Raw genomic sequence first — 12,627 nt, forward strand, 5'->3', positions numbered from 1 at the left:
CTCCGTGCGGCGTGTCTCGACCTCTCGCCCGGCACCCCTCGCCCAGGGGGGAGTGTCAGTCGGCCTGGGGTTCTTCCGTCTCGACGACGCCGATGCCGACGGCCTCGTGGTCGGGCTCCGGCTCATCGCGCTTCGGGGCGACCGGTTCTTCGCCCGGATCCTTCTCGGTGCTCGGCTCCTGCAACTGCTCGGTGCTCGGCACCTCTTCCGGGTCTGCCTGCTCGACGGACTCGGCCTCTGCAGGGGAGGCGTCGGGCTCGGGTGACTCCGCCGTCAGCTCGCCGGCGTCGGCGCCCGATGAGGGTGAGGGGGTGGGAGCCTGCGCCTCGGGAGACGGTTCCTGCTCCGGTGTGCTGTTCGTCATGATCGTCCCTTTCGCGATGTCTTCGCGATCAGGATGCCGTCGGAGGAGCGCCGGATGAAGGGGCTTGACGCGGCCTCAGAAGTGCATCTGCTTCAGCGTGCCGTACTTGATCAGCAGCTCTTCGAGAGTGTCGCCGTCCTTGTACTCCACACGCACGGTCTTCCCCGTGCCGCCCGCGAGCACGATGTCGGGTCCGTTCGAGAACAGCAGCGTCGACCAGGGTGAGGCGAACACGCTCACGCCCGCGGAATCCCTGGCGGTGACGCCCTCAGCATCCATCGCGAGCTCGACGATCTTGTCCGATCCCTTCACGGCGAAGGCGACGGGGAACTCGGTCCCTTCCCACTCGCGGAAGTACGCGGTCAGCCCGACCTTCGCCTGCGGGAACCCGGCGCGCAGACTGCGGCCGATCCGCGACACGTGCACCTCATGCTCGGCGCGCTCTCCCTGCTCGTCGGTGATCGTGACCGTGACGCTTGCGCCGATCGGGTAGGTCTGCCGGAACAGCTCCTCCTGCCGCTTGTCGTCCGGGGTCAGATCGGTGCTCTCGAGGAACGGCTGCTCGCCGATCCACCCGGTGCGCACGGTCCAGGTGTGGGCCGTCGCCGTCTTCTTCCTGCGCGAGCTGAGCACGCCGAACGCGACGATCAGCGCGAGCACGAGCACACCCGCTGCGAGGAACAGAAGGATCCCGGTGTCATCACTCATGGGATCAGGTTAATGGGGGTGAACCGGGGCGGTGAATGCGGCGTAGCCTGGAGGGGTGACTGCGTACGTCTCGGCCTTTGACCTGTTCTCCATCGGAGTGGGTCCCTCGAGTTCCCATACGGTCGGACCGATGCGCGCGGCGCTGGACTTCGTCCACCGGCTGGGCGCGAGTGAGGCGCTCGCCGCGGTGTCGCGGATCGAGTGCACGCTGTTCGGTTCGCTCGGCGCGACCGGCATCGGGCACGGAACGCCGGATGCCGTGGTGGCGGGTCTGCGCGGGCTGTCGCCGGAGAGCTGTGACCCCGCGGAGGTGCGTTCCGCCTGGACCGAGTACCCGGCGGGTGAGCCGCTCACTCTCGACGGGCAGCAGCAGATCCCCTTCGCGAAGACCGACATCGTGTTCGCCCCGCGCACCCGGCTCCCCGGTCATCCGAATGCGATGACGCTCACCGCCTGGGATGCCGCCGGAGCGCCGATCGCGGAGGAGACCTACTATTCGATCGGCGGAGGATTCATCCGGCGCGAGGGGGAAGGCACCTCGATCACTGCGGCCGGTTTCCCGTATTCCTACGCGGATGCTGCATCGCTGCTCGCGCTGTGCGACGAGCACGGACTGTCGATCGCCGAGGTCGCGCGCCTGAACGAGACCGCCGTGCGCAGCGAGGAAGACGTCGCTGCGGGGCTGGACGCGATCTGGAACGCCATGTCGGCCTGCGTCGACGCCGGCCTGCACTCCGACGGCGTGCTCCCCGGCATGCTCAAGGTGAAGCGGCGGGCGAGCACGATCCGCGCGCAGCTCGATGAGGTCGAAGCAGACGGGCACCGCGAACTGCCCGGCGAATGGCTCGGGGCCTTCGCGCTCGCGGTCAACGAGGAGAACGCCGCGGGCGGACGAGTGGTGACCGCCCCGACGAACGGGGCGGCCGGCATCCTTCCTGCGGTGGCGATGTACTGGTGGCGGTTCCTCGCCGACTCCGGACTCGGTGCGGGCAACGCCGTGACGCCCTACGGCGAGCTGGTCGGCAGCGCGCTGCTGGGCTTCGGCCCCGACGGCCGTGGTCTCGCCGCGCAGGTGGATGCCGACCTCGATCCCGAGCAGACGGCCGAGGCGAATCGTCGCCGCGGGATTCGTCGCTTCCTGCTCACGGCTACCGCTCTCGGCTCGCTGTTCAAGGCGAACGCCTCGATCTCCGGCGCGGAAGGCGGATGCCAGGCCGAGGTCGGTTCGGCCTGCGCGATGGCCGCCGGTGGCCTGACGGCGGTGATGGGCGGCACCAACCGTCAGATCGAGAACGCGGCCGAGATCGCGATGGAGCACCATCTGGGACTCACCTGCGACCCGATCGGCGGCCTCGTGCAGATCCCCTGCATCGAGCGCAACGCGATCGCCGCCTCGACGGCCGTGACCGCTGCCCGTCTCGCGCTGCGGGGCGACGGGAGTCACTACGTGTCGCTGGACGCGGTGGTCGAGACGATGCGGCAGACCGGTGCCGACATGTCGACCAAGTACAAGGAGACCAGCGAGGGCGGTCTCGCGGTCAACGTCATCGAGTGCTGAGGATGCGGTGCTCTCCTGCGGCCGGTGTCGGGAGTCGCCGGTAGCCTGCGGGCAGACACGACACGCAGGGGAGTGCGATGGATCCGTTCTGGGACCCGAACAGTCGGCGACGGCGGCAGCAGCCGGTCGTGGCCGTGCGTCCGACCGACGATGCGCCCGCACCCGGCGCGCAGTGGCCGACGAGCATCCCGGCCGTCGCGCAGGTGCTGCGGGAGGGAATCGACCTCGACCCCGGCGTCACGTTCCTCGTCGGCGAGAACGGCAGTGGAAAGTCGACCATCGTCGAAGGGGTCGCGATCGCGTACGGGCTGTCGCCCGAGGGAGGATCGCGCCAGGCCAAGCACAGCACGCGCCCCACCGAGTCGCCGTTGTCGGAGTGGCTACGACTCCAGCGCGGCGTCGGCGCGAACCGCTGGGGCTTCTTCCTCCGAGCCGAGACGATGCACTCGTTCTACACCTACCTCGAAGAGAATCCCTCGCCCCGCGGAGACGTCGCCTTCCATGAGATGAGTCACGGCGAATCGTTCCTCGCGCTGCTGGAGAGCCGGTTCGACGAACCGGGGTTCTACTGTCTCGACGAGCCGGAGGCCGCACTCTCGTTCTCGTCGACGCTCTCGCTCATCGCGGTGCTGCAGCGCATCGTCGACGAGGGTGGTCAGGTGCTGTGCGCCACACACTCGCCGGTGCTCGCGGCTCTGCCCGGTGCCCGGATCCTCGAGGTCGGCGACTGGGGTATCCGCCCTGCCGAGTGGAACGACCTCGAACTCGTGAACCACTGGCGGTCGTTCCTCGACTCACCGCCGCGCTATCTCCGCCATCTGCTCGACTAGCACCGGCACCCGCTCGCGGCGGAAGTCGTAGGCTGGCGGGCATGACCGAGCACACATCCCCGAAGCGGCGCGGTCGCCCGCGGGGAGTGTCCGACGCTCGGGAGCGGATCATCGCCGCGGCCGTCGACGAGTTCGGCGAGCACGGCTACGAGGCGGCGACGATCCGCCTCATCGCCGCGCGAGCAGGGGTGGACTCGGCACTCGTGCACCACTACTTCGGCACCAAGGCCGACCTCTTCGCCGAGGCCGTCGGCATCCCGCTCCGCCCCGATATCGATGTGCCGGGGATCCTCGCCGGACCCCGCGACGAGATCGGTGAGCGACTGATCCGCTATGTGCTGCAGGGGTTCGAACAGCCGGAGATCCGCCGCCGCGGCGTGATGCTGCTGCGCACGGCGATCGGCAGCAAGCTCACGACCCCGCTGCTGGTCGGCTTCCTGTCGCGGGAGCTGCTGTCGCGGGTGGCGAAGAGCCTCGACGTCGATGATGCGGAGCTGCGGGCGTCGCTCGTCGCCTCGCAGATCGCCGGGTTGTTGATCGCGCGCTATGTGCTGCGGCTGCCTGCGCTCGCCGGAGCATCCGTCGACGAGCTGGTCGCGCGGGTCGGCCCGACCGTGCAGCGCTACCTCTTCGACTGAGCAGCGCCCGTTCCCTCCGGCTCCGGTCGCGGATTCGCGCCTTGGTGGAGTGGGGAAGGTGCCGTTTCGCGACGGGAATGTGGGATGCCGCGGTGTGAGGGACAGGCATCCGTTGACGGCGGCGCTGCACAGGCGCATAATTCATCGCATGATGAATAATCTCGCGGTCGAGGTCTCGCAGCTGCGGGTGCAGCGCGGCAAGACGTCGGTGTTCGACGGGATCGATCTCGCGATCCCGCGCGGTCAGATCACCGGCCTGCTGGGTCCGTCGGGCTGCGGCAAGACCACACTCATGCGCTCGATCGTCGGTGTGCAGCGGATCACATCCGGCGAGGTCACCGTGCTCGGCGAGCCGGGCGGTTCGCGGCAGCTGCGGCATCGCGTGTCATACGGCACCCAGGGTGCCGCGGTCTATGGCGACCTGAGCGTGCGGCAGAACCTGTCGTACTTCGCGGCCCTGCTCAAGGCGCCGAAGGGCGATGTCGACCGGGTCATCGCCGAGGTCGGACTCGGACCGCAGGCCGGGCAGCTGGTCGACTCGCTCAGCGGCGGGCAGTCGACGCGGGTCTCGCTCGCGATGGCGCTGATCGGATCCCCCGAGCTCGTGGTGCTGGATGAGCCGACGGTCGGACTCGACCCCGTTCTGCGTTCCGAGCTCTGGGGACTCTTCCGGGGCCTCGCGGACCGCGGCGTCACCCTCATCGTCTCGAGCCATGTGATGGACGAGGCGCTCCGCTGCGACCGACTGCTGCTTCTGCGCGAGGGCAGGATCATCGCCGACACCACCCCGCACGCATTGCTGGCCGACACCGGCACCGACGATCCGGAGGCGGCGTTCCTCGCCCTGATCGAACGAGACCGATCCCTCTCCGGTGACACGAGACGATCCCGCAGGGAAGCGCGTGCCGACGACGGGGAGGCGTCGGCATGAACGGCCTGCGAATGTTCGCGACAGCCGGTCGGGTGCTGACCCAGCTGCGCCACGATCCACGCTCGATCGCGCTGATGCTGATCGCGCCGAGCCTGCTGGTCGGGCTGTTCGCGTGGCTGTTCAGCGATCAGGAGGGCGTGTTCGATCAGTTCGGCGGAGCGATCCTCGCGCTGTTCCCGTTCATCGTGATGTTCCTGATCACGTCGATCACCACCCTGCGCGAGCGCCGGTCCGGCACGCTGGAGCGGCTGATGACCACCCCGCTCGGCAAGGCCGACTTCATTCTGGGCTACGCGCTCGCCTTCGGTCTGATGGCGCTCCTGCAGGCCGTGATCACGGTGTCGTTCGCAGTGGGGGTGTGCGGTCTCGACGTCGATGGCCCGCTGTGGCAGCTCGGACTGGTCGCGATCGTCGACGCCCTGCTCGGCACCGCCCTCGGACTGCTCGCGAGCGCGTTCGCCCAGACCGAGTTCCAGGCTGTGCAGTTCATGCCGCTGCTGGTGTTCCCGCAGATCATCCTGGGCGGCCTGTTCATGCCGCGCGACCAGATGCCCGATGTGCTCCACGCCATCTCGGACTGGCTGCCGTTGAGCTACGCGATCGACACGATCAACGCGGTCGCGGCGGGGGATGAGGGGTGGGACGTGTTCGGTCCGCTCCTCGTGGTTCTGGCCTTCGCCGTCGGCGCCCTCGTGCTGGCCGCGCTGACGCTGCGGCGGCGCACTCGCTGAGCGCCCGGCAGAGTCCGTTCAGCGGGCGGCGCGGTTCTTGGTGTGCCTGGTCGGTGCGGCGGCCCAGGGGTCCTCGGGCCATGGATGCTTCGGGTAGCGGCCCCGCATCTCGGCGCGCACCTGCGCATAGGGGCCTGACCAGAACGATGTGAGGTCGTCGGTGACGGCGAGCGGGCGACCGGCGGGGGAGAGCAGGTGGAACAGCACCGGCACGCGACCGTCGACCAGCCGAGGTGTCTCGGCCCAGCCGAAGCACTCCTGCAGCTTCACGGCGACAACGGGGCGGGCGTCGAGGTCGTCCGGTGCCGGGTAGGCGATCCGCACGCGGGATCCGCTGGGCACCTCGAGTCGTTCGGGCGCGAGCTCATCCAGCCGCGCGGCCTCAGGCCACGGCAGCAGCCGCCGCAGCGCCGATGTCAGATCCAGCCGTGCGGCGGGGGTTCCGGCTGCCAGGGAATCGAGCTCCGGCGCGAGCCAGGCGTCCAGGGCGGCGAGGAGTCCCGCATCCGACACATCCGGCCACGGTGAGCCCTGTTCGCGGTGCAGCAGCGCCAGACGACTCCGCAGTTCGGTGGCCGCTGCGGACCAGGCGAACATGCCCAGCCCTTCGCGCTGCAGCGTCCGGCGCACGGCATCCCGCCCCTCGTCGGCGGATGCGCGCACCGGTGCCGAGGAACGCAGGATCGCGCCCACGCGGCGCTCACGGCGTGCCTGCACGCGACCTCCGACGAACTCCGCCTCGACGCGGTCGGTGAGCAGGTGGCTCGCGGCCTGCTCCATCTGCTCCTCGCTGAGCGTCGCCGCCGATCGGACGACCGCCCCGGAGCCGGCGGATGCACGACCGGACGCGCGGGCGACGTCGGCGATGGCCAGCCACTCGACCGCCGCGAGCGGACCGGTCACCCCCGCGCGGGTACCGGATGCGAGCAGGAACGTCGCCCCGCCGGCCGTGCGGTCCACGCGGCGGGCGACCCGCTCGGGGAAGGCCAGCGCGATCACGAGGCCGACGCCGTCGAGGTCCGAGCGCACCCCCGGCGTCGCCGCGCTCAGGCGCTCGAGGCGATCCGCATCGCTGCGCCACCGGCGGGCGTCCGCCGTGCGCCCGCCTCGAAGAGTGATGAGCGCTTGCGCGACGTCGGAGTCCGCGGTGCGCAGGTCGCCGCCCAGGAGCGCGACGACCTCGGCGGCGAGTCGAGCGCCCACAGCCGGGCTGCCGTCACGCAGAGCGCGGGCGAGGCGCGGGTCGGTCGGGATGCGCGCCAGGGCACGGCCCTCCTCGGTGGCGCGCCCGTCGTCGTCGATCGCGCCGAGGCCGTGGAGCACCGTGACGGCGTCGGCCAGGCTGTCGGCGGGAAGCGGATCGATCAGCCGCAGACCGGCTCCGCCGGGCGCGCCCCAGCAGGCGAGCAGCAGGGCCGCATCTGCGAGGTCGCTCGACACGATCTCGGGGGTCGGACGCGTGGGGGCCGCGGCGTACGTGCGTTCGTCGACGCAGCGGATGACGATTCCGGGACCCTGGCGGGTGCTGCGGCCGGCACGCTGCACGCACGACGAACGAGAGGCTGCGACGGTCACCAGTCCCGTCATCCCGCGTGCGGCATCGCGCTGCGGGGTACGGGCGAGGCAGGTGTCGACCACCAGCCGCACTCCCGGCACCGTGAGGGAGGACTCCGCGAGCGAGGTCGTGACGATGATGCGGGCCGGCTCGTCCGCGCGACGGCCGCGGATCACGGCATCCTGCTCGGCGGCGGGCATGCGACCGTGCAGCTCCCGCACGTCGAAGGCGTCGGTCGTGTCGCGGATGCGGCGGGCGATCTCCGACACCTCGCGGGCACCCGGTGCGAAGACCAGCACATCGGCGGCAGGATCGTCGCGGCGCAGCTCCTGTGCGGCGGACGCGGTGGTGCGTGCGACGTGATCCAGGAACGCCCAGGTGACTCCGCGTTCGTCGAGGCGCGGTGCGGGGCTCGGGGCCCAGCGCTCGGTGAGCGGGAAGGCGGGTACGTCGTGGTCGACGATCGGGGCTGGCAGCTCGTCGGTGCCGATCACAGCGGCGATGCGCGCGGCGTCGAGGGTCGCCGACATGGCGATGAGAACGAGGTCGTCGCGCAGCTCGCGTACCTCGGAGAGCAGGCCGATCAGCAGGTCGGTCTCGAGTGCGCGCTCGTGAACCTCGTCGATGATCACGGCGTCGACACCCTGCAGGCCGGGGTCGTCCAACAGTCGGCGCAGCAGGACGCCGGCCGTGACGAACTCGACCCGCGTCTCCTTTCCGACCGCGCGCTCGCCGCGGACCGTGAACCCCACGCGAGTGCCGAGCGGCGATCCGTCGAGCTGGGCGAGTCGACGGGCGGCTGCGCGGGCGGCGACGCGACGAGGCTGCGTGACGATGACACGGCCGCTCGACCGGGAGGCGAGCAGCGGGGGCACGAGCGTGGTCTTGCCGGTGCCGGGGGGAGCGCTCACCACCGCTGACGTGCTGGTGTCGAGCGTCTTCGAGAGCTCGTCGACGGCGGCCGCGAACGAGAGTCCCGCGCCGATGGCGGCGAGGTCGAAAGCGGCGGACGTCATCGTCCCAGTCTGCCCCGTCTGCGGCATGCGGGGTTGCCCTCCATAACTCCGGAAAACCGCGTCTGATTCGGTGCGAACAGCTTCTTGGGTCGGCGGCGGCGACGGATCTCCGGAGTTGTGAAGCACGGGCGGGGCGGCGGATATGAAAACAGCGGATGCCGCGACCGAGATCGGCCGCGGCATCCGCTGTCGCGCGTGACGGTGTGACTACTCGGCGTCGGCCGCCGGTGCGGCGGGCGGCGGGGGAGTGGTCGGCTCCGGAACCCGCTTCTGCGCAGGAGCGGGAGCCGTCGCCTCGGCGACGCCGGCGCCGAAGCTGCGACCGACGGCCTGGCCCTGGATGATGCCGGCGAGGTCGAGCCCTGTGGCGGAGTGCACGCTGTCGAACACCGACCGCATCGCGATCGCGCTGTCGGCGCCGACGACCTGCGAGGCGCCTTCCTCGCCCGAGCCGCCGATGATCGACACATTGCCGATCGCGGCGTAGCCCTTCGAGAACTCGGCCATGATCGACGGCAGCACCTCGAGCACGCGCTGCGAGAGGAAGGCGTCCTGGTTCGAGGCGATGGCCTTGGCCTCCGCTTCGAGAGCGGCCGCTCGCGCGTCACCCTCGGCACGGATCGCGTCGGCTTCGGCGTTGGCGCGCAGACGGCGTGCCTCGGACTCCGCCTCGGCCTGCGAGCGCAGTGCGTCTGCCTCACCCTGCGCCTTCGCGACGGCCGCTGCGGCTTCACCATCGGCGCGTGCCTTGTCGGCCTGCGCCTGCTGCTCGGCGATGCGGGTGCGCGCCTCTGCCTGCTTGACCTGCTCGATCGCCGCCGCCTCGGCTGCACGCTCGCGCGTGTAGAGCTCGGCCTGCGCGCGGGTCTCCGCCTCGTACCGCTGCGCGTCGGCGACGCGCTTGACGTCGGCGTCGAGCTGGGCCTGACGGTTCTCGGCCTGCTGCTGGAGCACGGCCTGCTGCGCCTGTTCGCGGGCGAGGTTCTCCGCCTGCTCGGCCTCGGCACGTGCCCGGCCGATGCCGGCGTTGGAGTTCGCGGTGTTGGTGTCGAGCGCGGTCTGCTCGATCAGGTTGGCTTCCTGGTTCGCGATGTTCTTCTGGTTGATCGCACGGTCGGCGTTGGTCTGCGAGATCTCTGCGGACTGACGCTTCGCCTGGATCTCGGGAGCACCGAGCGACTGGATGTAGCCGACCTTGTCGGTGATGCCCTTGATCTGGAACGAGTCGAGGATCAGACCCTGCTCGGCGAGCTCCTGCGAGACGTCGGCGGCGATCTGGTCCGAGAACTTCTTCCGTTCACGCATCAGCTCGACGACCGAGAGCGTCGCGACGATACCGCGGAGGGCACCTTCCAGCTGCTCGGTGGTGAACTGCTCGATGGCCTTGTCCTGCGAGGCGAATCGCTCGGCCGCTCGGCGGACCAGGATGGGGTCGGAACCGATCTTCACGATCGCGACACCGTCGACGTTCAGGGTGACGCTGTCGAGCGACTGCGCCTCCGCGTTCAGGGAGACCTGGCGCGAGCGCAGCGAGATGATCTCGTGGCGCTGCGTGATCGGGTTGACGAGCGACTTGCCGTTCACGATGACCGTGACCGGCGACTCCGACATCTCGGACGTGCTCGACCCGTCGGTGGCGATGACTGCGCGTTGCACCTTCTGCTTGCGCCCCGAGATGACGAGTGCCTCGTCAGCGCGGGCCACCTTGATCCAGCTGCGTGCGAACAGCAGCAGGATGAGCAAGATGATGACGGCGGCGACGATCGCGATGCCGACGATGATGAGGATGCCGACTGCTCCGGCGATCTCCATGGATGACCTCCCTGGTTCCCCCCGAGGGGGCGGTCTCGAGCGCGCCGTGGTGCGCGCCCTCACTCTCCACCCTGCCAGAAAAGAACTTCTGCCGTTCCGCGGAGAGGCTCGGGCGGAGAACTCGCTCTCGGGCGGAGACATCGAGCCCGATCATCCGCCCGACGGGGAGAACTCCTCCCGAGGCGTGGGCGACGGTGCGATGCGGTGGCGGGTCAGCCCTTGCGGAGCTTCTCGGCGAGGTCGCGCAGGGCGCGCAGCTCGTCGTCCTCGAGAGTCGACATCCGCTCGGCGATCGAGCGCCCGTGCACGGTCGCGAGTGAGCGGAACGCCCTCGCACCGGCCTCTGTGGCCCGGATGAGGGAGCCGCGGCCGTCGTCGGGATCCGCGCACTTCGACACGAGTCCGCGCGTGACCATGCGGTCGACCAGCCGCGAGACGCTCGGCTGGCTGATCAGCATGTTCGAGGTGACGTCGCGCAGCCGCGCGGTCATGTCGGGGGAGCGCGTGACGGTGAGCAGCACGTCGTACTCGGCCTGCGCGAGGTCGCCGTGCTCGAAGTCCGTCATCATCTCGGTGAAGAGCTCGTGCTGCGCCCGGAACAGGCTCTCCCAGGCCTCCAGGGCGAGCTTGCGATCGGTCATCCTCACAGAATAGTGCGAACAGTAAAGGGCCGGTCGGAGAGGCTCCCGACCGGCCCTTGTCCCTTGCACCAAGAGTGTCCTGCAATCACATGCGGTGAGTGCCACAGCAAACATTCACCGTGTGATCACTGTATAACGGCGAGGTAACGAATGCAACGGTTTGGTCACGGGAATTTATGAGGGCGGGTCCTTCTTGTTGCCGACGATCAGGTCCGGGCATCGGCGTGGATCTCCGAGAAGGGTCGTCTACTACGCTGGCGCGATGGTTGCCGCTTCCGAAGAGATCACTGCTTCGCTGGTTCGCTCCCTTGTGGCGGAGCAGTTCCCTGAGTGGTCGGAGTTGCCGATCCGCCCGGTGGAAGCTCAGGGGTGGGACAACCGCACCTTCCGGCTCGGTGACCAGCTGACTGTCCGCCTCCCGAGCGCTGACGGCTACGTCGCCGGCCTCGTCCGGGAGGAGCGGACACTCGCGGTCCTCGGCTCCCGCTTTCGCGTCGCGATCCCCTGCGTCGTAGCGACCGGGGCCCCGTCGGCGGCATTCAACCGACTGTGGTCCGTTCGCGAGTGGATCGAGGGGCGCACTTTCACCGCGGTGGGAACGCGCGAACGAGAAACCGCCATCAGTGGTCTGGGCGATGCTCTGAGGGAGTTGCAGGCCTGCGACACGGTCGGAGGCCCCTGGGCGGGAAGCGCATCTGCCTACCGCGGCTGTCACGTCAGCGCGGTCGGCGAGAAGATACAGGGCCGGCTCCTCCTCCTGGACAGACGCCGCGCTGAGGGATGTCGGGCACTCTGGGATGCGGCCGTGGCCACCGTGTGGACCGGGCCGCCGGTGTGGGTGCATGGCGATGTCGCGCCAGGCAACGTGTTGTTCGACAGCAGCGGCCGGTTGGCGGCGCTCATCGATTTCGGGCAGACGTGCGTCGGTGATCCCGCCTGCGACCTGGCCTTCGGATGGTTGAGTTGCAGTCCTCGCGAGCGTGATCGCCTGCACGACCGGCTGCAGCTACCCGAGGATGCATGGTTGCGAGGTGCTGCCTGGGCGCTGTGGAAGGCCCTCATCAGTTCCCCCGAAGAGGTGCTCGCCAAGTACGGGCGCTCACGTGATGCCGTGCTGAGCGATCTGGCCGGCCTGACGACGGGATAGAACGACGCTCTTTCCCGTGTCTCCCCCCTACACATCGTTTTCGCTGCAGCGCTCCCCGTTGCTCGAGGCACTCGTCGCTCACGTGAGCCGGAACTCAGCTCCGGCCGAGACGTCGTATCAGCGCCGCCGCTTTCTGAGCCAGATCGTCAGTCCGATCCCAGCGAGGACGACGACACCTGCGACGATCGCACCGATCATGATCATGTCGGGTATCGAGGGCAGTAGTGGGTGAGGAGAAGAACACCGACATGGCCCTATCCCGCCATGGGGGCTGCAGTTACCGTTGACGCGTGGGCGTAGCAGGGTGGGGACTGGGCGATTGGGCGCTGATCGCTCTCAACGTCGGGCTTTCGGTCTCTTTGCCGATCATCACCAGGCTCAAGCTCGCGACGTCGGCCCGCCTTCGCGAAGCCGTGCTCTATTCGAAACCGGGGCGCATCGCGGCGTGGACGGTGATGCTGTCAGGAGTCGCCTGCCTGAGCGGCCTCCTGTCCGCGCTCCTCGCGGTGCGATACCCGGTGGCTTGGAGCTCGCTGTTACTCGCTGTCGGCGTATTGAGCGCCGTTCTTTGGTATGCGCGCAGGTATCACCGCACACTCCAGCACATGATGCGCGAGCACCAGACCCGAGTCGAGCCGCCGGCCTGAGTCCGCGGCAGAACGGCGCACACTCGCTGGATCGATGAGGGCAAGGACA

Annotated in this window: 12 protein-coding genes; 7 read left to right on the forward strand and 5 right to left on the reverse strand. The window is 69.4% G+C overall.

Going from position 1 to position 12,627, the window contains the following annotated elements:
- Positions 1-55 precede the first annotated feature (55 nt).
- Both FB560_RS19905 and FB560_RS19910 read right to left on the reverse strand, forming a co-directional pair.
- Positions 56-364 carry a hypothetical protein gene (locus FB560_RS19905; RefSeq protein WP_141874432.1) on the reverse strand — a complete coding sequence of 103 codons (309 nt, stop codon included), beginning with the start codon at positions 362-364 and terminating at the stop codon, positions 56-58.
- Between the two features lie 75 nt (positions 365-439).
- Positions 440-1,072 (reverse strand): hypothetical protein, encoded by a 633-nt coding sequence (locus FB560_RS19910; RefSeq protein ID WP_141874433.1) that lies wholly within the window; start codon positions 1,070-1,072, stop codon positions 440-442.
- Between the two features lie 55 nt (positions 1,073-1,127).
- Here FB560_RS19910 and FB560_RS19915 point away from each other — a divergent pair, with 55 nt between their 5' ends.
- From FB560_RS19915 to FB560_RS19935, 5 genes are all read left to right on the forward strand, one after another.
- Positions 1,128-2,630 carry an L-serine ammonia-lyase, iron-sulfur-dependent, subunit alpha gene (locus FB560_RS19915; protein ID WP_141874434.1) on the forward strand — a complete coding sequence of 501 codons (1,503 nt, stop codon included), beginning with the start codon at positions 1,128-1,130 and terminating at the stop codon, positions 2,628-2,630.
- A 77-nt stretch (positions 2,631-2,707) separates the two neighbouring features.
- Positions 2,708-3,460, forward strand: coding sequence for an AAA family ATPase (locus FB560_RS19920; protein WP_141874435.1), 753 nt, complete (start codon positions 2,708-2,710; stop codon positions 3,458-3,460).
- Between the two features lie 41 nt (positions 3,461-3,501).
- The gene (locus FB560_RS19925) at positions 3,502-4,098 is read left to right on the forward strand and encodes a TetR/AcrR family transcriptional regulator (RefSeq protein WP_141874436.1); all 597 of its coding nucleotides are present in this window, start codon (positions 3,502-3,504) and stop codon (positions 4,096-4,098) included.
- Positions 4,099-4,246: 148 nt separating this feature from the next.
- On the forward strand, positions 4,247-5,029 hold the full coding sequence (locus tag FB560_RS19930) for an ABC transporter ATP-binding protein (protein ID WP_141874437.1): 783 nt from the start codon (positions 4,247-4,249) through the stop codon (positions 5,027-5,029).
- A complete protein-coding gene (locus FB560_RS19935; protein ID WP_141874438.1) occupies positions 5,026-5,760 on the forward strand; it encodes an ABC transporter permease in 735 nt (244 codons plus the stop codon). The genes FB560_RS19930 and FB560_RS19935 overlap by 4 nt, the downstream gene beginning before the upstream one ends.
- An 18-nt stretch (positions 5,761-5,778) precedes the next feature.
- Here FB560_RS19935 and hrpB read toward each other — a convergent pair whose 3' ends face one another.
- The 3 genes from hrpB to FB560_RS19950 form a co-directional block, all read right to left on the reverse strand.
- On the reverse strand, positions 5,779-8,331 hold the full coding sequence (hrpB, locus tag FB560_RS19940; protein ID WP_141874439.1) for an ATP-dependent helicase HrpB: 2,553 nt from the start codon (positions 8,329-8,331) through the stop codon (positions 5,779-5,781).
- Between the two features lie 207 nt (positions 8,332-8,538).
- Positions 8,539-10,143 (reverse strand): SPFH domain-containing protein, encoded by a 1,605-nt coding sequence (locus FB560_RS19945; RefSeq protein ID WP_141874440.1) that lies wholly within the window; start codon positions 10,141-10,143, stop codon positions 8,539-8,541.
- Between the two features lie 212 nt (positions 10,144-10,355).
- Positions 10,356-10,784: a MarR family winged helix-turn-helix transcriptional regulator gene (locus FB560_RS19950; protein WP_141874441.1), complete on the reverse strand. Its 429-nt coding sequence runs from the start codon at positions 10,782-10,784 to the stop codon at positions 10,356-10,358.
- A gap of 262 nt (positions 10,785-11,046) precedes the next feature.
- Here FB560_RS19950 and FB560_RS19955 point away from each other — a divergent pair, with 262 nt between their 5' ends.
- Positions 11,047-11,931 carry a phosphotransferase gene (locus FB560_RS19955; RefSeq protein ID WP_141874442.1) on the forward strand — a complete coding sequence of 295 codons (885 nt, stop codon included), beginning with the start codon at positions 11,047-11,049 and terminating at the stop codon, positions 11,929-11,931.
- A 290-nt stretch (positions 11,932-12,221) separates the two neighbouring features.
- A complete protein-coding gene (locus tag FB560_RS19960; RefSeq protein WP_141874443.1) occupies positions 12,222-12,578 on the forward strand; it encodes a hypothetical protein in 357 nt (118 codons plus the stop codon).
- The last annotated feature ends 49 nt before the right edge of the window (positions 12,579-12,627 follow it).

The sequence above is a fragment of the Microbacterium saperdae genome (assembly GCF_006716345.1).
GTDB classification, from domain to species: Bacteria; Actinomycetota; Actinomycetes; order Actinomycetales; family Microbacteriaceae; genus Microbacterium; species Microbacterium saperdae.